Here is a 20764-nt window from a genome sequence, read left to right as displayed (position 1 = left end):
TCCGGCGACGTCCCCGCCCGCTGGTCCGCCGGATTTCCCGCCCGCCGCATGCGGCGCGGCCGCCGCACCCCGGCACTGCGACGCCTGGCCGCACAGCATGCGCTCGTGCCCGCCCAGCTCGTCCTGCCGGTCTTCGTGCGCGAGGGGATCGACGCCCCGCGCCCGATCCGGACGATGCCCGGGGTGTTCCAGCACACCCTCGACTCGCTGCCGGCACTGGTCGAGGAGGCGGCCGGCGCGGGCCTGGGCGGCATCATGCTGTTCGGGGTCCCGGTCATGCGGGATGCGGTCGGCTCCGGCGCGATCGATCCGGACGGCATCCTGAACCGCGCGATCCGCGTCGCGCAGGATGCTGCCCGCGGCCGGCTGACGATCCAGAGCGACCTGTGCCTGGACGAATTCACCGACCACGGGCACTGCGGGCTCCTCGCCGCCGACGGCTCGGTCGACAACGACGCGACACTCGTGGTCTATGCGCGCATGGCCGTCGCGCAGGCCGAGGCGGGGGCCGACCTCCTCGGACTGTCCGGCATGATGGACGGTCAGGTCGCCGCGTGCCGCGCGGCGCTGGATGCGGCGGGCCACGAGGAGGTCGGCATCCTGGCCTATTCGGCGAAGTACGCGTCGGCCTTGTACGGGCCGTTCCGGGATGCCGTGGAGTCGACCCTCTCCGGGGACCGCCGCACCTACCAGCTCGACCCCGCGAACGGTCGCGAGGGGGTCGAGGAGGCGATGCTCGACATCCGGGAGGGTGCGGACATCGTCATGGTCAAGCCCGCCGGCGCCTATCTCGACGTGCTGGCGCGGGTCGCGGACGTGTCGCCGATCCCGGTGTGGGCCTACCAGGTGTCGGGGGAGTTCGCGCTGATCGAGGCCGCCGCCGAGGCCGGGCTGATCGACCGCGACCGCGCGATCGGCGAGTCGCTGCTCGGCATCCGCCGCGCCGGCGCCGACGTCGTCCTCACCTACTGGGCGCTGGAGGTCGCGCGGTGGCTGCGCGAGGGAAGGAGCCTGTCGTGACGGTCGACGAGCTGTTCGAGGCCGCCAAGGCGGTGATCCCCGGCGGTGTGAACTCGCCCGTGCGCGCCTACGGCTCGGTGTCGGGGACTCCGCGGTTCTTCGTCGCGGCATCCGGACCCTACGTCACCGACGCGGACGGCCGGGAATACGTCGATCTCGTCGCGAGCTGGGGGCCGGCACTGCTCGGCCACGCGCACCCCGCGGTTGTGGATGCCGTCGTCGAGGCGGCGCGTGCCGGGCTGTCTTTCGGCGCTCCGACGCCGGGCGAGACCGAGCTCGCCGCGCTCATCCGCGAGCGGGTGCCGGCCGCCGAGAAGGTGCGGTTGGTCTCCACCGGCACCGAGGCGACGATGACGGCGATCCGTCTCGCGCGCGGGTTCACCGGGCGAGACCTCGTCGTGAAGTTCGCGGGCCACTACCACGGACACTCCGACGGTCTGCTCGCGCAGGCCGGCTCGGGGCTCGCGACCTTCGCGCTGCCCGGATCGGCGGGCGTGCCGGCGCCGATCGCGGCGCAGACCCTCGTGCTGCCCTACAACGACCGCGCCGCGGTGGCCGAGGCGTTCCGCGTTCATGGCGAGCGCATCGCCGCGGTGATCACCGAGGCTGCGGCGGCCAACATGGGCGTCGTGCCGCCTGCGCCGGGCTTCAGCAGGTTCTTGGCGGAACAGTGCCGCGCCGCCGGTGCGCTCCTGATCAGCGACGAGGTGCTCACCGGGTTCCGTGCCGCGCCGGGAGGCTACGCCGAGGTGCTGGCCGGGGCCGGGGAGGTCGTCGTCCCGGACCTCATCACCTTCGGCAAGGTCATCGGCGGCGGGCTGCCGGTTGCCGCGGTGGCAGGGCGCGCGGAGGTCATGGACCGGCTCGCCCCGCTCGGCCCGGTCTACCAGGCCGGGACCCTGTCGGGGAACCCGGTGGCCGTCGCGGCGGGGCTCGCGACGCTGCGGCACGCCGATGCCGCCGCGTACGGGCGGTTGGACGAGGCATCCGTCGCGGTCCGCACCGCCGTCGGCGAGGCGCTGACCGGGGCCGGCGTGCCGCACACGATCCAGACCGCGGGGACCCTGTTCAGCGTCTTCTGGGGCGAGGAGGTCGCCGGCGGAGTGGCGGACTATGAGACCGCCGGCAGGCAGGACACCGCCGCGTACGCCGCGTTCTTCCACGCGATGCTGGACGCCGGGGTTTCCCTGCCGCCGTCGGCCTTCGAGGCCTGGTTCCTCACCGCCGCCCACGACGACACCGCGATCGACCGCGTCGTCGCCGCGCTCCCGGCCGCGGCCAAGGCTGCCGCCGCGGCCCTCTGACCCTGCCGGAGCTGCCCGGCGGCGGCCGGTCTCGCTGCTTGTGCGTCCCGCTTACAGGGTCAAACCGCTCATCGGTCTGCGCAGGGCCCGCCAGAGGCGCTTTGGCCCTGTAAGCGGGACAGATTCTGCGAGTGCCCGGCCCCGTCAGGCGGGCGGCTGGGGTCCTTGCCGCGTCGGTAGGCTGATCGGCATGCCCGTGACCCTCCTCGGCGCCGCCGAGATCCGCGCGCTGGCCGCCGACCTCGACGTCACGCCGACCAAGAAGCTCGGTCAGAACTTCGTCGTCGACGCGAACACCGTCCGCAAGATCGTGCACGTCGCGAACGTGAGGGCGGCCGATCGCGTCGTGGAGATCGGGCCGGGCCTCGGATCGCTGACCCTCGCGATCCTCGAGACCGGAGCATCGGTCACGGCGGTCGAGATCGATCACCGCCTCGCCGAGCGTCTGCCCTCGACCGTCGCCGCGCACGGCGTGGCCGCGGGCGCTCTGACCGTGCTCGACGCCGACGCACTCCGGGTCACAGAGCTCCCCGGCGCCCCGAACGTGCTGGTCGCGAACCTGCCCTACAACGTCAGCGTGCCCGTGCTGCTGCACTTCCTGCAGACGTTCCCCGAACTGCAGCGCGGGGTCGTGATGGTGCAGGCCGAGGTCGGCGAGCGTCTCGCGGCCTCTCCGGGCTCGAAGGCGTACGGCGTCCCGAGCGTCAAGGCCGCCTGGTACGGGTCGTGGCGGCTGGCCGGCACGGTGTCGCGTCAGGTGTTCTGGCCGGTGCCCAACGTCGACAGCGTGCTCGTCGCGTTCGAGCGCGGCGCAGCGCCGCGCGGTGACGACACGCTGCGGCGGACCGTGTTCGAGATCGTGGATGCCGCATTCGGTCAGCGACGTAAGATGCTCCGGCAGTCGCTCGCCGGGGTCGTCGGCGGATCCGCGGCCGCGGCATCCGAGATTCTCGCGGCAGCCGGGGTCGACCCCACCGCGCGCGGAGAGCAGCTGTCGATCGAGGACTTCGTCGCGATCGCCCGCGAGGTCGCGGACGGCCGCTGACGGACGCGGCGGGCTGCCATGACTGCCATGCGGCGCGTCCGGCGCGAGCGCGGCGGCACCTCCGCGAGCGGCGGGCGATGAACGAGCTCGCTCGCGCCCAACACGCGGCCCCGCTCGACGTCGCGTCGGTCGAGGCGGACGGGCCGCGCGTGCGCATGGTCGACGACACTGATCCGGCGCAGGTCGCGGCGTGGCAGGATGCCGTCGTCCGCGGCTTTCTCGACGGCGTTGTCGATAGCCTGGAACGGTGACCGACTCCGAACGCTTCCCGCCGAGCCGCAACGGCGACACCCACCGTCCGTACACCGCCGCCGAGAGCCGCTACGAGGGCGCCGACTGCCGTCAGGTCGGCGAGTCCGGCCTTTACCTCCCGCCGCTGTCGCTGGGGCTGTGGTGGAACTTCGGTGACAACATCCCGTTCGACAATCAGCGCACGCTTCTGCGCCACGCCTTCGACCGCGGCATCACGCACTTCGACCTGGCCAACAACTACGGCCCGCCGTACGGCTCGGCTGAGACCAACTTCGGGCGCATGATGCGCGAGGACTTCGCGCCGTACCGCGACGAGCTCATCATCTCGTCGAAGGCGGGCTGGGACATGTGGCCGGGGCCCTACGGCACGCAGGGCTCGCGCAAGTACATCCTCGCGAGCGCCGACCAGTCGCTGGGGCGCATGGGCCTGGACTACGTCGACATCTTCTACTCGCACCGCGCCGACGCGGTCACCCCGCTGGAGGAGACGATCGGCGCCCTCGACACGCTCGTGCGGCAGGGCAAGGCGCTCTATGTCGGCATCTCGTCGTACAGTGCCGCGCGCACGGCGGCGGCCAAGGCCGTCGCGCACTCGCTCGGCACGCCGCTGGTCATCCACCAGCCCGCGTACTCGATCCTCAACCGCTGGGTCGAGGACGGACTCACCGGGGTGCTCAGGCAGGAGGGCATGGGCGCGATCGCGTTCACCCCGCTCGCCCAGGGCCTGCTCACCGGCAAGTACCTCGCCGACGGCACCGCCGAGCGTGCCCAGCAGCGCGGGTCGCTCCCGAGCGGCCGGCTCAGCGACGGGGCGCTGAATGCGTTGCGCTCGCTGAACGTCGTCGCGCGCGAGCGCGGGCAGACTCTCGCCCAGTTGGCGATCCAGTGGGTGCTGCGCGACCCGGTGATCACATCGGCGTTGATCGGCGCCTCGCGGCCCGAGCAGCTCGACGAGAACCTCGCGGCCCTCGACGGACCGGCCTTCGTCGCGGAGGAGCTGGAGCAGATCGACGTGCTGGCCGGCGCCATCGACGTCGATCTGTGGGCCAGCTCGACGAAGGCGTGAACGCAGGCGTCGCCCCGCGCCGGGTGCACGTGCGCGCGCCCGGCAAGCTCAACGTCTTCTTCGAGGTCGGCGCGGCCGGTGCCGACGGCTATCACGACGTGGCATCCGTCTATCAGGCCGTCTCGCTGTACGAGGACGTCGTCGCCACGCCTGCCGACGGCTTCACGATCAGCGTCCACGGCGAGGTCGACACGACCGGCGTGCCGCAGGACGACCGCAACCTCGCGATCCGTGCCGCGCGGCTGGTCGCGCTCGAGCTGGGGCACGAGGGCGGTGTGCACCTTGAGGTGCACAAGGGCGTGCCGGTGGCCGGCGGCATGGGCGGGGGATCGGCGGATGCCGCGGCCGCGCTCGTCGCGTGCGACGCGCTCTGGCGGGGCGGGCTCAGCCACGCCCGGCTGCACGCGCTGGCCGCACGCCTGGGTGCGGACGTGCCGTTCGCGCTCCTGGGCGGCACGGCGGTGGGCACTGGGCGGGGCGATGTGCTCACGCCGGCGTTGGCCGGGGGCCGGTTCGAGTGGGTGCTCGTCACGAGCGACGAGGGGCTGTCGACACCGGAGGTCTATCGCGAGCTCGACCGGCTGCGTGCGACCGGGCGCGCGCTGGCGCCGACGGACGAGCCGGTCGTCGACCCCGCGGTGCTGCAGGCGCTGCGCGCCGGTGCGCCGGCCGCCCTCGCGGTGGCCCTGCGCAACGACCTGCAGACGGCGGCGCGGTCGCTGCGCCCCGACCTGGCCGCGCTCCTCGCCCTTGGGGGATCGCAGGGCGCGCTGGGCGGCATCGTCTCGGGGTCGGGGCCCACGGTCGCCTTCCTCGGCGGTGGTTCCGGCGCCGCCGCCGAACTGCGCGAGCTGTTCACGGCATCCGGCCTGGCCGCCTTTCACGTGCACGGTCCGGTGCCCGGCGCCCGCATCGTCTCGGACTGACGGGAGCCTCGGCCCCGGAGGTCGGTGTGCCCGCTCCGGTGTTCATAACTCAGGCAATTCGTGGCGCCGCGTCGGCTTCGCCCCGCGCCGGCGGCGTTCTGCCTGAGTTATGCGCAGCCTGCGCGGCGAGCCCTATGGCAACCAGGCCGGACGGGCGCGAACCGGCGCCTCAGCCCTGGCGCCCCTTGAACCGTGGGTTGAGCTTGTTGATGACGTAGACCTTGCCGCGCCGGCGCACGACCTGGGCGCCCGGCTGGTTCTTCAACGACTTGATCGATGCGCGGACCTTCATGTCTGCCTCTCTATTGAGAAGGGTTATCATCAAAGGATAGCGGCGGAGCACGCCGGACGAGAGGAGCGCGCGTGGAGCAGGTCGATGTGGTGGCGGTGGTGGGCAGCTGTGCGCCGGAACGAGCGCGCTATGCGCGGCGGCTCGCACAGCAGACGCGGCGCATGTTCGTCTCCGCGCACCAGCTGGCGGTCTCGCCGGACCCGATCGACGAGGCGGCGGCGCTCGCCGCGTGGGCCGACACCTCGGGCGGGGCGGTCATCGAGTTCCCCGCCGAGACCGAGCCGACCGAGCTGATCGGCACGCTCGCCGCGCCGGATGCCGCCACCCGGCTGATCCGTCTGGTCTGCGTCGCCGATGCCGCGCACCTGCGCGACGACCTGGACCGCGAGAGCTACGCCTACCGAGCGGCCCCGCCCTGGCGGCACGCCGATGCACGGCAGTACATCGCCCGCGCGGCGCTCACCGTGACCCAGATCGAGTACGCGTCGGACATTGTGCTCGTGAACGGGGACGCCCTGCCCACCGAAGACCTGTCGACGATCATGGCGCTGGTCAGTCACCTGAGCCCCCGCGCCCGGCTGCGCCTGCACCGCGAGGTCTTCGAGGCTGGTTCAGAGGACGAGCCGTACGGGGCGGCGCAGGAGCGGCCGGGCTGGGTCGCAGTGCTCAACGGCGACCTCGATCCGTGCATGACCGACCCGCACGTCAGCGCGCTGAGATACGACAACGTCCGTCCGCTGCACCCCGGCCGCCTCAAGCGCCTGCTCGATGACCGCATCGAGCCGGGCGAGTTCGGCACGGTGATCCGGTCCGGCGGCTTCTGCCGCTTCGCGACGCGGTCTCACGTCGTGGCGCAGTGGGAGCACGTCGGCCGAATGATCTCGTTCCATCCGGTCGCTCGCGACGACGATCTCGCCGAGGATGAAGACCTGCTCGCGCTCGGGCAGGAGCTCGCGATCATCGGTGTCGACCTCAACCGTGCGGCCCTGACCGCCGCGCTCGATGAGGCGGCACTCGACGACGCGGAGCTTGCCGATGGCCCCGCGGCGTGGGCGGCGTTCGCCGACCCGTTCCCCGTGTGGCCGACCGTGGCCGACCGGGCGGAATAGCCCGTCGGCGGCGTGCGGCGGGCGCGCGACACGATGAAGGGGGTGCGCCGAACGAGCGTCGCGCCCCCTTCACGCGACGAGGCCGCCGCCGCCCGTTGCCGGGCCGGCCGCATCGACGCGGATCGGGCAGAGGCCCGGCTCGCGACTCAGGAGAACAGCTGGAGGGCAATGCAGCTGGAGCCCAGCACCACGAAGGCCACGAAGAGGCCGACGGTCGCCCATACGCCCGTGGCCGAGCCCTCGTCGTCGTCCTGCGTCGCGGCGTCGACGACCGCGCGCTCCTGCGCTGTCTCGCTCATGCTCCGGTGACCAATCTGCTGATGTCCATGACGAGCGCCACCGTCAGCACGGCGAACACGACCGCCATGAACCAGGTGTACATCCAGCGGTGCCGGTGATCGGCGATCCAGAACCGGCGCACCCCGATCACGCCGTTTACGAACGCGAAGCAGCACAGCGCGATGCTCAGCGGCGTCGCGACCAGGCCGGCGATCGCGGTGAACGGGATGAGGATCGGCACCGCGAGGTACGTGATGAGGCACCGGACCGCCGAGACCACGATCGAGACCCGGAACGCGCGGTGCGCGCTGCTCGCGGCGCGGCGGTCGGTCGCCTGAACGCGCAGGAGCCGACGCATGAGGCGGTCGGCCGGGGGCGTGGTCGGGCTCTCGCTCCGCACGGTCTCGCGCACCGCTGTCTGGGGCATCGTCACCGCCTCTCGCCTCCAGGGTATCGCGCCCGCCTGGCGCTCGCCGACCTCGCACGCCAGAGCGGCCCGCGACCGAGGATTCGCTCTGTGGTATCACATCGTGATGAGGCTATGCCTTCCCTTGGGTACATCTGTGTGCCATCCTTGGCTATCTGTTCGCGGGGCTCGTGTTCGCGACGGGCGCGCTGCATTGTCGATCGAGACGTGGGCGCCGGTTTGGATGTTGGTGGTGTTGTGCGGGTGAATCACGCGAGTGCTGCGCCGCGGAACGACTTTCGCTGGGCGCGTTTGGTCATGGATCGGAGGCGCGGCGACCAGTTGCGCCAACTGCGTACGTGGCGCTCCCTCAGGCGGGCGCATCTGGTCGCGGAACAGGGATTCAGCGACAGAACGCGCCAGGTGTGGCTGTGGCCCTCGTCTACCTGACGCGATTGGTCGTGAATGCCGGTTGCGGCGACCGTACGCGCCAACTGCGCGAGGGGACTAGTTCCTCAGGTGGGCGCATCTGGTCGCTGCGACGGGGTGCGGCGACCAGATGCGCCAAGTGGTGTCGGTGCCCCCCTGCTCATGTTCCTTCTGTCGTGGCGCATCAAGGCATACGCCACACAAGACGAGCTGATCGTCCGGTCGTACCTGCGAACTTATACCGCACGGTACGAAGATGTCCTCGGCTTCAGCGATGCTGGGTACGCAGGTATGTGCACTGCTTTTAACGGGACTGATTCGTGGCACAACATGGGGCTCCGGGTGATCGAAGTGTATCGCCTCGGGGGAAGGAGCATCGACCTCTCCGCGACGATGATGGGCCGGCGGAGCAGCAACCGGATTGAGGAGTTGCTCAATACCTGGGTGCCGCAGGAGATGCCACCGGATTGGGTGCCGTGATGCCGGGTGAGACAGAAGCGACGGCCGGGGGAGGGTCACGCGGCTCGGTGCGATCTACGGCAAGTCGTCGCTCGCTACGTTCCGACAGGAAGCCGTTCATGCGCTATGTACCGGGCTCGGGCATAGGCATTCGCGTGACCGCAGCGGTGTGGGGCGGTGTCATGATCCTGGGCGGGCTGGTTGGTGTTTCGTATGGCAGCGCGGACCATGAAGCCTGGCTCTTCCTTCTGATGCCATTGTTTGTGATCGTTCGATCATGGTGGCTGGGGGTGTGGTTGACCGAAGACGGATTCGTGGTGAAGTCGTGGTTCCGTCGCCGTCGCGTCAGGTCGTGCGATATCGTCAGAATTGATCTTTCGGCGGTGTACTCCGGGCTTCTCGGGGTCGGGACGCGATTCATTCCGTTCGTCGGTTCCGTGAGGATCATAGAAGTAGAGATCAAGGACAGATGGCTACCGCTGTCGTTTCCAACTACGGTTGGCCGTCGGAACCGTGTCTTACGGCTCGTACGCGAACTCAGGGAGCACACTGGTGCTCCTCGTAGTGGCAGCATCTTCAACTCTGGGCTGTAGGGAGGAGGACGTGAGTCCTGAGCTCATTGCGCGGTTTTCGGTGGGCGACCGCCGGACGGAGCTCGTTGACGAGTTCGCGCGGGGCTATGCGATGAACACTCGACAGGTCGCATGCGGGCCGCGACCCGCTCGTGTGGGGTGACGGGCACGGCAGTGGAGTTCGAGTCGATTCGGGCGTCGCTCGGTGCTGTCGAGGGCGTGGCATACGACCCGTTGCTCGTACTGGATCTTGACCGTGTGCGCATCGAGGACCTGCAGTTCGGCCGTCGCATAGGCCTGCTCGACGATTGTCAGCTCGGCCGAATCGCGCAGGAGCGAGAACGGCGGGGGAGCGCGCCGATCGGCGAGATCGTCGGGATCGGCTCCGAGGAGGCCGTCGGTCGGCTCGACGACGAGGTGCTTCTCGCCGACGAGACGGCCGCTGATCTCTGGTTGCGCGTCGTGCTTCGGCTTGCAGAACGACGATGGCGTGCGGGCGTGGGCGATCCGGTGGCGGAGACGGAGGAACTCGTCGGCGCGTGGGGTGCGTCCGGACGTGACGCGTGGGGCCGCCTTCGTCCGCGGGGCATCGATTCGCTGTTCTTCGGCGGTGCAGCGCGCCGCCGGTTCTTGGCGCGCATTCGTGCCTACGTCGCGGAGGCGTCGAGGTAAGGCCCGGCGAGCGGCCGGTCAGAGATGTCGACGATCGGCACTGGTCAAGGTTCACCGGCTGCGACCAGTTGCGCATCCACGTACCCTGTGACCGTCACGCCATCCAGGAAGCTGGTGATCGACCTCGCGTCAGGCGAGTCGCTCCAGTTCGTCCTTGAGGTTGAGGAATGGCGCAACGCCCTTCGGTGCGTGAGCCCGGAAGTCGACGAGAAAGTCGAGGTCGCTGGTGGCGGGAACGAACCGATCCGTCACGACGGATCCGAAGGCGCGCAGTCGCGCGACGCGGTTCCGTTCGCATGCGCGCGCAATAGCCTCCCGGTCCAGGCCGCTGACGCCGATCATGCGTGCACACTACCGGGGCGGCTTCCGGCGAGGGCGTAAGCCCTGCCGGTGCGCGTGAAAGCCGGTGCGCGGTGCGCACAACTCAGGCAATCTGTGTGAGCGAGGGCGGTACTTCCGCGTGATTGTGCGGCTGGTGCCCGGCGGCATCGACGTTCTGCCTGAATTATGCGCAACGCATCGGGCCAGAGTGCTCGACCGCGCGGTCGCGGGGCGACCCTAGTCCAAGATGCCCATGCGACCGGCCATCAGGATCGCCTCGTCGCGGCCGTTCACCCCGAGCTTGCGGTAGACCGAGGCGAGGTGCTTCTTCACGGTCCCCGCCGTGACGAACAGCTCCGCGGCGGCCTTGTTCGCGCTGCGGTGCCGCGCGATGGCCTGCAGAGTGCGCAGCTCCATCTCGGTGAGGCGCTCGTAGCGCGTGGCGCGGGCCGGCTCCGGCACGTCGTCGACCATGCCGACGAGGTCGCAGACACCGGCATCCCGCGCCGCGAGGGCGAGCTCGCGCAGTTGCCGATAGGGCAGGTTCTGCAGCGCCGAAGGAAGCAGGTGGCGCTCGAGCAGCTCCGACGCCTCGTGCAGCATGGCGAACGCGTCGTCGCCTCGTCCGCAGTTCCACGCGGCGACCGCGCCGATGAGGAATCGATCGACGCGCTTGCGGATCGTCGTGCCGGGAAGGCCGACGCGCTGGGCGGCGAGCAGCGCCTCGACGTCATCGCCGGAGAAGAGCGCCAAGCGCGCCCGCTCGAGCTTCATGCGCGCGCTGTCGGTGGGTGCGGATGCCAGCAGTTCGGCGGAGGCGGACAGATCGCCCAGCGCGGTGCAGAGCATGAGCTCGTAGCCGAGGAGGTACTCCGACCAGCTGCTGCTCGAGCGTGGCACGGTGGGAATCTCGGCGATGCCAGCCCGCAGCTGTGCGAGCGCGGAACTGGTGGAGCGCTCGCGCCGCTTCGACGCGGCCTGGGCGACGATGAACAGCGGCCAGTACTCGAGGTGGGCGCCCAGGGGACCGAGTCTGGCGTACGCACGCTGGAGCAGGGCATTGTCGGCCAGCTCGTACGACAGGTGCGCCCGGGCGACCTCTGCGCCCGCCCAGGAGATGCTCGGAGCAGTCGCTCCGGTGCGCTCGACGAGCTCGTCCATCGCTGCCAGCGCGGCCGCGCAGCCGCGCATATCGCCTTCGAGCAGCTCGGTGAACGCGAGTCCGCCGAATGCGACGAGCAGCCATCGGTAGCCGGCATCCGGACCCGAGCCGTTCGCTCCCGCCGCGAGGCGGGCGGTCGCGCCGGCGATCATGCGCTCGGAGCGGCGCTTCAGCCGATGCAGATTGCGCCGCGCGCAGTCCAGGTCGCCGACCATGATCGCGGTGGTGGCCGCGAAGTGGAAGTAGGCCGGGAGGAACCCGCTGAAGACGGGCGTGCCCGCCACGGGCGCATGCTCCGGCGCGGCTGTCGGGTCGTCGTCGACCTGGCTCGCGGTGAGCAGGCCCTCGATGTGCCGAAGGATCTCCTGCGAGGCATCCGGGCCCTCCAGCAGCCGCGCGACCACCATCGCCTGACACAGGAGCGGAAAGTGCAGGGGACCGGGTGGGGTCGCGATGCCCTGCGGCAGCTGGGCGTCCAGGGCCCGCGCCCAGATCCGGACCAGGTGCAGGATGCGCTCCGCGGACACATCGACCTGTGGCAGCTCGAGGAAGATCAGGGCGAAGGTGATCGTCGGGTAGGCAAGGAGCGCATCCTCGGGCACTGCGCGCAGCAGCTGGTTGCGCGCATCCGGTTCGGCGACGATCGCCGCGAACTCCCGGCCGACCAGGCTTTCGGCGGCATCGTATCGACCGGCGGCGCAGTACAGCCGGAACGCGGAGAAGGGGTCGGTGCGTTCCAGCTCCGCGGCCCGGTCGTGGTAGATCCGCGCGCGCTCGGCGGCATCCATCGTGTGCGCGGCGAACTCGTGCAGCGGCGTGCGCACCGAACGGTGGCAGCTGAACTCGGCCCTGGGCGAGCCCGGCAGCTCGACCAGCAGGCCCGTCTCGACGAGCTGCCGCGCGGTCGTGAGCGCGGCGTCGGCGTCGACGTCGAGCATCCGCGCGATCTGGGCGAGGCCGATCGCCTTGAGCTGGGATGCCGCCAGCAGCACGCGACGCGCGTCCGCGCCGAGGAGCTCGATCCAGTCCAGTGCGAAGGCGGCGAGGTTGGCGGGAGGATCGAAGGCGGCAGCCTGCGGGGAGCCGGCCCAGGAGCGACCCTGAGGCGTGTCGAGGTACAGCTCGTCGGAGCCGAGGTCGAGCGCGGCGGCGATCGCGAGCGGCCAGCCGTCGGCCTCCTCCAGCGCGACGCCGAGGCGGTCGCTGGATGGCACGCCAAGCGACACGGCGAGGTGCTTCGACTCGTCGGGGGTGAGCGCGAGGTCGGCCGAGCCTATGCGCAGGAGGCGGGTCTTGGTGCGGATCAGAGGTCTGTCCAGCAGCGTCACCCGCCGGGCGAGGACGACGACCCGCAGGTGCGGCGAGGCCGTGGACAGCTCGGCGACGGCGGCATCGTCGTCGGTGCTGGTCGCACGCTGGTAGTCGTCGATCACCAGGTAGGCCGGAGCCGAGATGCCCGAGGCGATCCGGATCGCTGTGCGCACGGCATCCTCTTCGGGCGCCACCGTGGTCGCCGACAGCGGCGCCAGCGCCTGCGCGACCGACCGCCACAGGGCATCCGGTTCCGACGCCCCCGCGCGCGCCCAGCGCACCCGGCGGCGCGTGTCGGTCCCGTCGCCCAGCCAGGCGGCCACGGTCGCCGTCTTTCCGTAACCGGTCGGCGCGCACAGCACCGTGAGCGGCGGAGCCTTCGTGAACCCGTCCTCGTCCGCGACGAGGCGCTCGAGCAGGCGCGAGGCCACCGGGATGCCGGCGCCACGACGGCGGGCATCGAGGTGCTCTCCGGTGGGGAGGCCGGAATCGTGCGATCTGACCATGGACGAATTTCTCCTGGGGCGGTCCATCGTTCAGCTGGGGAGGGAGAACATCTGGGGGAAGGTTCAGGCGAAAGCACACCTGAGCCGTCCGGCCGATCATATCTTCAATATCGCGTCCGAGGCGAGGCGGGCTTGCTCGTCGCCTCTCGATCGCTTCTGGGGCTCTGCGCCCTGCCACCGATTCGGCGGCGGGGTGTGGAGAGGAGCAGGTGCGCTGGGGACTGCGCGCGCAGCGGTGTCATAAGCCGTCGCGTGCAGTCGCAATGCTCGCCGACCTTCTCGCACTCCCACAGAAAGAAACATCCATGAAAAAGACCACCAAGGGGGTCATCGCCACGGGCGCGGCCATCGTGCTGCTGCTGGGCGGTGCGGGCACCCTCGCCTATTGGAACGACAGCGCGGATCTCGGCGAGTCGAGCACCATCACAGCAGGCACGCTCACCGTCGTGGCCGACGGTACGCCGACCTGGACGATCGCCCACACCAGCGGGGCGGCTACCGCGGTCGCCGACATCAGCGCCGTGCGATTGGTGCCGGGCGACGTGCTCACCTACACGATGCCGGCCTCGATCACCGCGCAGGGGCAGAACCTGCGCTTCCAGGTGGGGCTCGCTGGCGGAGCTGTCGCGGCCGCCGGCGGCGATGCGGAAGACACGGCCCTGGCCGGTCGCCTCACGGAGTCCGCCGTGTTCGCGGTCGCCGGCGCCACTCCGGTCGGAACCGGGGGCGACACCTTCGAGCACAAGAGCAACACGAGCAGCGCCTACGCGACCACGATCACGGCAACGATCACGTGGCCCTTCGGCGCGGCCGGCTCGCCCGCGGCGGACAACCCGGCCAAGACCGGCGCGGTCGACCTCTCGGGCTTCGCCCTCACGGTCACCCAGGTCGACGGCAGCATCGCCGTCCCGTAACCCGCGCAGGGCGGGGCGATCGCCCCGCCCTGGCGCGTCGGCCCTGGCGCGTCGGCATCCTTCGTCGGTGCCGCGCGCCGACGCCTGCCCGCACGACGACGAGCGATCGGCGCGCGAGAACGGAACCCACATGACACGCAGCGACGAGCACCCCGCACGTCGGCCGCGCCGACGTGCGCTCGTGCACGCGTCCCTGGCAGTGGCGGCGTCCGTGGTGGTCGGGCTCAGCGGGGCGGGAGGAACCTACGCGTTCCTCACCTCGACCGCGGGTGCACCGGGGGCGACCCTGAGCGCCGGAACGCTCACGCTCCAGGTCAACGGGTCGGCCTCAGCCTCCCTGGGCACGTTCGCGGTCTCGCCCGCGGCTCCGATCGCCACGGCGTTCCGGGTGACGAACACCGGCGACGCGCCCGCGGCGCTCGATGCCGCGATCGCGGCCACGAGCACGCCTCTGCTCGCCTCGCACGCCCTGGCCCGCATCACCGAGGTGGCCGGCTCCGAAGCCTGCACCACGGGACTCGGTGGACCGCAGGCGGCTCTGCCCGGCTACGCCGCGGTACTCGGTGACGGCGCGTCCCTGTCCGCCGGCGCGACGCGCTGGTACTGCCTCGAGGTCGCCCTCGCCGCGGACACGCCCATCGCCGCGAGCGGACAGGGACTCGGCTTCACCCTCACCGTCAACGGCACCCAGAGCACGAGCTGACATGTCCGAGCCCACCACCCGAGGAGTCGCGCGATCGTGGATCGCGCGGCATCGCGTCGCGCTCGTCGCGGGAGTCACCGCGTTCCTCGTGGCGATCGGCGGCGGCGCGGGGTGGGCGTACCTCACCGCGAGCGCCACGGCCACCGGGTCGATCAGCACTCAGGCCGTCTCGGTCGCCCAGACCGGCTTCTCCGGCATGGGCGCCAAGTACCTGCCGAGCGACCTGACCGAGACCGGCAGTTTCACGGTCACCAACACCGGCAGCGTGGGCGGCACGGCCGCGGTGACCATCGCGGCGCCGGAGTCGTGGGCGAGCGGCCTGCCGATCCGGGTCTGGCCCACGACGGCCGCCGCGTGCAGCGCGACGAGCCCGCCGGACTCCGCCCTCAGCGGCACCTGGGCCGCGCCTCCTGCGATCAGCACGACACTGGCCGCCGGCGCGTCGATCGTCTACTGCGTGCGCACCATCATCCCGGACTGGAAGGCACTGACCTCGACCGGCGGATCGCAGCAGGCGAACCCGGCGATCGCCGTCTCACTCAGCGCCGACGGGTGGGTGGCATCCGCGACCGGCTCCACCCACGTGCAGCAGACGGCCGGCATGTACCCGCTCACCACCGGCTTCTTCGACTCCTCGCTGTCGCGCTGGTTCACGGTGCGCGCGAACGCGAACACCGGCTTCTGTCTCGACGTCAGCGGAAGCGGGGGAACCGGAGCGGCCGCCATCGCGTGGGGATGCCACAGCAACTCCAACCAGCGCTGGGAGTTCGTGCCGGTGTCGGGAAGCGACCAGTCGCTGGTCACGATCAAGCCCCGTCACGCCCCGGGCATCCGCGTCACCTACAGCGGGACGAGCGCGATCATGCAGACCGCGGCGAGTACGACGGCCCAGCAGTGGTACGTGCAGCAGATCGACGCGACCCGCTACCAGCTGGTCAGCGCAGCGACCGGTCTGTGCCTGGGCCTGGCAACGACAGCGGGCACGCAGGCCACCATGGTCGACTGCGACGCCACGAGCGCGCAACTGCGCTTCGAGCGCGAGCCCCTGACCTTCGGCGCGGTGCTCACGAGCGTCACCCTGACCTTCGGAGGCTCGAGCATGCCGGCCGGCACCCTGCAGCGCTGCACCAACACGGCCTGCTCGACGTACACCGCCGCGGCCACCATCTCGAGCTCGTCGTCGAGCGTCACGTTCACCGCAAACAGCTCGACCATGCCGAACAACACGACATCGACCTATCGGATCGTCGACAGCTCCTCGAACGTGCTGTGGGACGGCATCCAGCTCCGCCGCAGCGGCACCACCACCATCACGGCTGTCGCGGGGATCGGCTGAGCCCGTGGCGACGACGAGACGGATGCCGGTGCGCACCGCCGCCGCGACGGCCGGCACGCTGCTCACCGTCGCGCTGATGGGCGGGACGGCGGGGTCGGCCGCCGCAGCGGGGGGCGAACTGCTCGTCTCGCGCGACGGCGTGCACTTCACCCCTGACAGCACGCTGCCGCTGTTCGGGGGCATGGGGATCGTCGTGCCCGGCGACCGCGGCGCCGAGCACGTCTGGGTGAGAAACGGCTCGGAGGTCGAGGCCGCACTGCGCATCGAGCTCGTCGGGCCGAGCGCCGACGACGCCGCGCTCGCTGCCGCCTTCTCGGTGCGGGTGATGCCGGAGGGGAGCGCGGCCCTGCCGCCCGTGACGCTGGAGACCGCCGTCGCGAACGGGGAGTGCACGGTGCTCGGCGACGGCATCGCGCTCGGGCCGGGGCAGAGCCTCCGGCTCGACGTGACCGCTGGGCTGGATCCCGCGCTGGACGGGGAGCGCGGCATGCGTGGCACGGTCGGTTTCGGACTGCGGGGGGTGCTGGTCGAGGCCGTCGCGGCGGGGAAGGCAGAGCCGGGCAGCACGTGCCAGGTGCTCCCCGGGCCGACCGTCGACCCGGTGTCGGGCGCTCTGGCGACGACCGGCGCGGATCGGTCGTGGTCGCTGACGCTTCTGGCCGGGAGCATGACGGTGGCGGGTGTCGCGCTCACCGCACTCGGCGGGAGGCGTCGAGGTCGTCGGGGGGCTGGGGGCGGTGAGCGGCGATGGCTGAGCCGGTGACCGGGCGTTCGGCGGTCGATCGGGCTGCGGCGGTGTCAGGGGCCGCCGCAGCCGGGTCGGCTTCAGGGGAGGCGCTCGCCCAGGCCGAGGCATCCGTCGTCGGGAGCGCCGAGGCGGCACGACTCTCGCGCCCGCGCGCGGTGCTCCGCGCGGTCGGCACGGCGGCGATGGGGGCGCTGCTGGTGCTGCTGGTGGGCATCGGCGTGGTCGCGATCGTGATCCCGGCCCTCACCGGCTCGGTCGCCCTCACCGTGCGCACCTCGTCGATGGAGCCGTCGCTGCCGCCGGGCACGATGGTCGTGGTGCGGCCGACCGCGATCGACGAGATCGAGCCCGGTGACGTGCTCACGTATCAGCTCCACAGCGGCGAGCCGACGCTCGTCACCCACCGGGTCACGCAGCGGATGCTGCTGGCCGACGGCACGCCCGTGTTCGTCACCAAAGGCGACGCCAACGCGCAGCCCGACCTCGATCCGGTGCGGCCGGTGCAGGTCAGGGGCATCGTGTGGTACGCCATCCCGTATATCGGCTGGGTGGCCACGGTGCTCAGCGGCGACCTGCGTGCCATCGTGGTGACCGTGCTGGTCTGCGGGCTGCTGGGCTACGCGGCGTGGATGTTCGTCTCGGCCGCACGCGACCGCTTCGCCGCGCGCCGCCGCTCCGTGCGCTGACCCCGCGCGCGTCAGTGCGCCCGGTCGAGGTAGGACCGGAGCGCATCGCGGACGAACGATGCGCCCTCGACGCCGCCGTAGTCGGCGGCGAAACGCTCGTCGGCGACGTACATCTCCGCGAGTCCGCGCACGTAGGCGGCGAGGTCGCTGGCCGGCGCGGCAGCGGGTGTTCCCGGGATGCCGGTCAGCCACTCGATGTGCCGGCGGGCGAGGTCTTGCGCCTCGGGGGAGTCGGGCGCGACCCCCAGTGCCGCCGCCGCGGTCCAGTCCCGGTTGAGCTGCTCGACCCGGTCCATCCAGGCGCGCCGCTCCTCGTCGTTCATGCCGCGCCACCAGGCATCGGATCGCGCGTAGGCGTCCTTTCCCCAGCGCTGCTCCACCTCCTCCTTGTACCGGGTGTGGTCGAAGCCGTCGAACATGGTCTCTGCCATGAGCTCATCCCCTCCTTGCAGGGTCGTGACGGTGTGCTCGACGGCGGCGATCTGCCGCGCGAGCCTGTCCTGTTCCTGCCGCAGCAGCAACAGGTGGGTGGTCAGCGCCGACGCCTCGTCGTCCTCGTGCGCGAGCCCGCCTGCGATCTGCGGCAGCCCGAGTCCGAGCTCGCGCAGCAGCAGCACCCGCTGCAGCCGCACGAGCGCGTGCTCGTCGTAGTACCGGTATCCGTTGCTCCCGATCCGCGCGGGAGGCACCAGGCCGAGGTCGTCGTAGTGACGAAGGGTGCGGCTGGTGGTGCCGGCGATCCGCGCGACCTGTTGTATCGACCACTCCATGCCGCCCACGCTAAAGGTTTCCGTTACGTCAAGGTCAAGCCTCGTCGGCGATACGTGTGCGCCCCGCCGCGCGGATACGCTGGTCGGGACATGGCACATCTCCTCGGCGCCGAAGGCCTGCACCTCGAGTACCCGACCAAGGTCGTCTTCGACTCCGTCACCCTCGGCATCGAGGAGGGCGACCGCATCGGCATCGTCGGTCGCAACGGAGACGGAAAGTCGAGCCTGCTGGGGATGCTCGGCGGCTTGATCGAGCCGCAGGCGGGCCGGGTGACGCGGCGAGGCGGGGTGCGTTTCGGGGTGTTGTCGCAGTCCGACGATCTCGACCCTGCTGCGACGGTCGCAGGATCAATCGTCGCTGACCGGCCGGAGCACGAGTGGGCCGGTGACGCCAGGGTCCGCGATGTGATCGGCGGGCTTGTCGCCGATCTGCCGTGGGAGGCGAGGATCGGCGAGCTGAGCGGCGGGCAGCGGCGCCGGGTCGCGCTGGCCGCGCTGCTGATCGGCGAGTGGGATATCGTCGCGCTGGATGAGCCGACGAACCATCTCGACGTCGAGGGCATCGCCTGGCTGGCCGGGCACCTGCGCAATCGCTGGGCGAAGGACTCGGGCGGCCTGCTGGTCGTGACCCACGACCGCTGGTTCCTCGACGAGGTCTGCACCGAGACGTGGGAGGTCCACGACGGGACCGTGGAGCCGTTCGAGGGCGGCTATGCCGCCTACGTGCTGCAACGGGTCGAGCGGGACCGGATCGACGCGGCTACCGAAGCGAAGCGTCAGAATCTCATGCGCAAGGAGCTGGCATGGCTGCGTCGTGGCGCGCCGGCACGGACATCCAAGCCGAAGTTCCGCATCGACGCCGCCAACCAGCTGATCGAGGATGTGCCGCCGGTTCGCAATCCGATCGAGCTGCAACGTCTCGCGGTCGCCCGCCTGGGCAAGCAGGTGGTCGACGTGGAAGGCGCGGGTGTGCGGTACCGCGACCGCGACGTGCTGCGTGACGTGACGTGGCGGCTCGCCCCCGGCGAGCGGACCGGGATACTCGGAGCGAACGGGAGCGGCAAGTCGACCCTGCTCGGCTTGATCGCCGGAACCGTGCAGCCCACGTCGGGCCGGGTCAAGACAGGCAAGACCGTGAAGCTCGGGCTGCTGGATCAGCAGTTCTCCCAGCTCGCGGACATCGGCGGTGATCGGGTGCGCGAAGTGCTGGCCCGCACGCAGACGACCTTCCAGGTCGACGGCAAGGATCTGACTCCGGCGCAACTGTTGGAACGTCTCGGCTTCGCCCGCCCACACCTCTCCACGAGGATCGCCGAGCTGTCCGGAGGGCAGAAGCGGCGGCTCCAGCTCCTGCTCCTGTTGCTGGACGAACCTAACCTCATCGCTCTCGATGAGCCGGCGAATGACGTTGACGCCGACATGCTGGCGGCACTGGAGGATCTGCTGGACTCGTGGCCCGGATGCCTCATCGTCGTGTCCCACGACCGCTACTTCCTCGAGCGGGTCACCGACCAGCAGTACGCCATCCTCGACGGGCGCTTGCGGCACCTGCCCGGCGGGGTGGACGAGTACCTGCGGCTGCGGCGCGAGCAGCCGGCATCGCGCGCGAGTGGTCCGATCACCCCGACGACCGGCGACGAGGGAGCCGGCGCGGCCGGGCTCTCCGGTGCCGAACGGCGCACCGCGCAGAAGGAGGTCGCCTCGATCGAACGGCGTCTCGACAAGCTCCACGCCGAGGTGAAGACCCTGCACCGGCGCATGGCCGACCACGACCAGGGCGACTACGGGGGTCTGCAGAGGCTCGCAGACGACCTCCGCGCCGTCGAGGACGAGACGACCGAGCTCGAAGAGCGCTGGCTGGAGCTCTCGGACTTGATCGAATAGGTCAGAGGTGCACACCGACGTCGAAGCCGAGGCTGAGTTTTCGCAGCAGCGCGGCGAGGCGGTCGCGGTCGGAGCGGGCGAGAGCGCCCAGCAGTGCTGCCTCGGCGTCGACGAGCCGCGTGATCGCGGCATCCACCCGGATCCTGCCGTCGTCGGTGAGCGTCACGAGGATGCCGCGCCGGTCGGCGGGATCGGCCTCGCGCCGCACCAGCCGCCGCCCGACGAGCCGGTCGATGCGGTTGGTCATCGTGCCGCTGGAGACGAGCGTCTGAGCGAGGAGCTGCTTGGGGCTGAGCTGATACGGCTCGCCGGCGCGCCGCAGTGCGGACAGCACGTCCCACTCCCACGGCTCCAGATCGCTGCGACGGAAGGCGGCACGGCGCGCGCGGTCGAGGTGGCGCGAGAGGCGGTCGACGCGCGAGAGCACCTCCAGGGGCGAGAAGTCCAGGTCGGGGCGCTGCGTGCCCCACGCGTCCACGATGCGATCGACCTCGTCCGCCTCCGCTGCCATCCGTCCATTATCGGGCGGTGACGCCTCGGCCGCTCGGCGGTGTCGTGACCGGGCCCGCGCGACTGGAAGAATGGACGGCGC

The 20764-nt window shown here is 71.1% G+C and carries 23 protein-coding genes; 16 read left to right on the top strand and 7 right to left on the bottom strand.

The genetic code is table 11. The features are described from left to right. The first annotated feature begins 48 nt into the window (after window positions 1-48). The 6 genes from hemB (at window position 49) to QM641_RS00200 (ending at window position 5613) form a co-directional block, all read left to right on the top strand. Window positions 49-1020 carry a porphobilinogen synthase gene (hemB, locus tag QM641_RS00225; protein WP_415112452.1) on the top strand — a complete coding sequence of 324 codons (972 nt, stop codon included), beginning with the start codon at window positions 49-51 and terminating at the stop codon, window positions 1018-1020. Next, window positions 1017-2324, top strand: coding sequence for a glutamate-1-semialdehyde 2,1-aminomutase (hemL, locus tag QM641_RS00220; protein ID WP_415112244.1), 1308 nt, complete (start codon window positions 1017-1019; stop codon window positions 2322-2324). The genes hemB and hemL overlap by 4 nt, the downstream gene beginning before the upstream one ends. Before the next feature lie 190 nt (window positions 2325-2514). Then, window positions 2515-3369 carry a 16S rRNA (adenine(1518)-N(6)/adenine(1519)-N(6))-dimethyltransferase RsmA gene (gene rsmA, locus QM641_RS00215; protein ID WP_415112242.1) on the top strand — a complete coding sequence of 285 codons (855 nt, stop codon included), beginning with the start codon at window positions 2515-2517 and terminating at the stop codon, window positions 3367-3369. Window positions 3370-3446: 77 nt separating this feature from the next. Beyond that, window positions 3447-3620, top strand: coding sequence for a hypothetical protein (locus QM641_RS00210; protein ID WP_415112240.1), 174 nt, complete (start codon window positions 3447-3449; stop codon window positions 3618-3620). Further along, window positions 3617-4687, top strand: a complete 1071-nt coding sequence (locus QM641_RS00205; RefSeq protein ID WP_415112238.1) for an aldo/keto reductase — start codon at window positions 3617-3619, stop codon at window positions 4685-4687. Before QM641_RS00210 ends, QM641_RS00205 begins: the two co-directional genes overlap by 4 nt. Next, window positions 4684-5613, top strand: coding sequence for a 4-(cytidine 5'-diphospho)-2-C-methyl-D-erythritol kinase (locus tag QM641_RS00200; protein WP_415112236.1), 930 nt, complete (start codon window positions 4684-4686; stop codon window positions 5611-5613). The genes QM641_RS00205 and QM641_RS00200 overlap by 4 nt, the downstream gene beginning before the upstream one ends. 169 nt (window positions 5614-5782) lie before the next feature. On the opposite strand, the gene ykgO is transcribed toward QM641_RS00200, so the two are convergent. After that, on the bottom strand, window positions 5783-5905 hold the full coding sequence (gene ykgO, locus QM641_RS00195; RefSeq protein ID WP_415112234.1) for a type B 50S ribosomal protein L36: 123 nt from the start codon (window positions 5903-5905) through the stop codon (window positions 5783-5785). 71 nt (window positions 5906-5976) lie between these two features. Here ykgO and QM641_RS00190 point away from each other — a divergent pair, with 71 nt between their 5' ends. After that, the gene (locus QM641_RS00190; RefSeq protein WP_415112232.1) at window positions 5977-7014 is read left to right on the top strand and encodes a GTP-binding protein; all 1038 of its coding nucleotides are present in this window, start codon (window positions 5977-5979) and stop codon (window positions 7012-7014) included. Window positions 7015-7160: 146 nt separating this feature from the next. Here the strand turns inward: QM641_RS00190 and QM641_RS00185 are convergent, their stop codons facing one another. Further along, on the bottom strand, window positions 7161-7313 hold the full coding sequence (locus QM641_RS00185) for a hypothetical protein (RefSeq protein ID WP_415112230.1): 153 nt from the start codon (window positions 7311-7313) through the stop codon (window positions 7161-7163). Continuing rightward, a complete protein-coding gene (locus QM641_RS00180; protein WP_415112228.1) occupies window positions 7310-7720 on the bottom strand; it encodes a hypothetical protein in 411 nt (136 codons plus the stop codon). The genes QM641_RS00185 and QM641_RS00180 overlap by 4 nt, the downstream gene beginning before the upstream one ends. A 570-nt stretch (window positions 7721-8290) precedes the next feature. Here QM641_RS00180 and QM641_RS00175 point away from each other — a divergent pair. The 3 genes from QM641_RS00175 to QM641_RS00165 all read left to right on the top strand — a co-directional run bounded on the left by QM641_RS00175 (window position 8291) and on the right by QM641_RS00165 (window position 9831). Next, window positions 8291-8608, top strand: a complete 318-nt coding sequence (locus QM641_RS00175) for a hypothetical protein (RefSeq protein WP_415112226.1) — start codon at window positions 8291-8293, stop codon at window positions 8606-8608. Window positions 8609-8706: 98 nt separating this feature from the next. Continuing rightward, window positions 8707-9180 (top strand): hypothetical protein, encoded by a 474-nt coding sequence (locus tag QM641_RS00170; protein ID WP_415112224.1) that lies wholly within the window; start codon window positions 8707-8709, stop codon window positions 9178-9180. A 237-nt stretch (window positions 9181-9417) separates the two neighbouring features. Further along, window positions 9418-9831, top strand: a complete 414-nt coding sequence (locus tag QM641_RS00165) for a hypothetical protein (RefSeq protein ID WP_415112222.1) — start codon at window positions 9418-9420, stop codon at window positions 9829-9831. Window positions 9832-9960: 129 nt separating this feature from the next. Here the strand turns inward: QM641_RS00165 and QM641_RS00160 are convergent, their stop codons facing one another. Both QM641_RS00160 and QM641_RS00155 read right to left on the bottom strand, forming a co-directional pair. After that, window positions 9961-10173 carry a nucleotidyltransferase family protein gene (locus QM641_RS00160; protein ID WP_415112220.1) on the bottom strand — a complete coding sequence of 71 codons (213 nt, stop codon included), beginning with the start codon at window positions 10171-10173 and terminating at the stop codon, window positions 9961-9963. A 216-nt stretch (window positions 10174-10389) separates the two neighbouring features. Further along, window positions 10390-13131: a LuxR C-terminal-related transcriptional regulator gene (locus QM641_RS00155; RefSeq protein WP_415112218.1), complete on the bottom strand. Its 2742-nt coding sequence runs from the start codon at window positions 13129-13131 to the stop codon at window positions 10390-10392. A 305-nt stretch (window positions 13132-13436) separates the two neighbouring features. On the opposite strand from QM641_RS00155, the gene QM641_RS00150 reads away from it, so the two are divergent. The 5 genes from QM641_RS00150 to QM641_RS00130 all read left to right on the top strand — a co-directional run bounded on the left by QM641_RS00150 (window position 13437) and on the right by QM641_RS00130 (window position 17518). After that, window positions 13437-14045, top strand: a complete 609-nt coding sequence (locus QM641_RS00150; protein WP_415112216.1) for an alternate-type signal peptide domain-containing protein — start codon at window positions 13437-13439, stop codon at window positions 14043-14045. A gap of 130 nt (window positions 14046-14175) precedes the next feature. Further along, the gene (locus QM641_RS00145; protein WP_415112214.1) at window positions 14176-14748 is read left to right on the top strand and encodes a hypothetical protein; all 573 of its coding nucleotides are present in this window, start codon (window positions 14176-14178) and stop codon (window positions 14746-14748) included. Between the two features lies 1 nt (window position 14749). Beyond that, the gene (locus QM641_RS00140; protein WP_415112212.1) at window positions 14750-16084 is read left to right on the top strand and encodes an RICIN domain-containing protein; all 1335 of its coding nucleotides are present in this window, start codon (window positions 14750-14752) and stop codon (window positions 16082-16084) included. Window positions 16085-16088: 4 nt separating this feature from the next. Continuing rightward, complete coding sequence (locus QM641_RS00135; RefSeq protein WP_415112210.1) at window positions 16089-16847, top strand: hypothetical protein; 759 nt, start codon at window positions 16089-16091, stop codon at window positions 16845-16847. Continuing rightward, a complete protein-coding gene (locus QM641_RS00130; protein ID WP_415112208.1) occupies window positions 16832-17518 on the top strand; it encodes a signal peptidase I in 687 nt (228 codons plus the stop codon). Before QM641_RS00135 ends, QM641_RS00130 begins: the two co-directional genes overlap by 16 nt. An 11-nt stretch (window positions 17519-17529) precedes the next feature. On the opposite strand, the gene QM641_RS00125 is transcribed toward QM641_RS00130, so the two are convergent. Next, the gene (locus tag QM641_RS00125; RefSeq protein ID WP_415112206.1) at window positions 17530-18288 is read right to left on the bottom strand and encodes a MerR family transcriptional regulator; all 759 of its coding nucleotides are present in this window, start codon (window positions 18286-18288) and stop codon (window positions 17530-17532) included. A 90-nt stretch (window positions 18289-18378) separates the two neighbouring features. Between QM641_RS00125 and QM641_RS00120 the strand changes: the two genes are divergently transcribed. After that, window positions 18379-20172: an ABC-F family ATP-binding cassette domain-containing protein gene (locus tag QM641_RS00120; RefSeq protein ID WP_415112204.1), complete on the top strand. Its 1794-nt coding sequence runs from the start codon at window positions 18379-18381 to the stop codon at window positions 20170-20172. A gap of 1 nt (window position 20173) precedes the next feature. Here the strand turns inward: QM641_RS00120 and QM641_RS00115 are convergent, their stop codons facing one another. Beyond that, a complete protein-coding gene (locus QM641_RS00115) occupies window positions 20174-20683 on the bottom strand; it encodes a MarR family winged helix-turn-helix transcriptional regulator (RefSeq protein ID WP_415112202.1) in 510 nt (169 codons plus the stop codon). Window positions 20684-20764 lie beyond the last annotated feature (81 nt).

This window comes from Microbacterium sp. (assembly GCF_047605725.1).
Classification (GTDB): domain Bacteria; phylum Actinomycetota; class Actinomycetes; order Actinomycetales; family Microbacteriaceae; genus Microbacterium.
The sequence above is the reverse complement of the archived record's forward strand: the minus strand, read 5'-3'. Positions and strand labels throughout refer to the sequence as shown.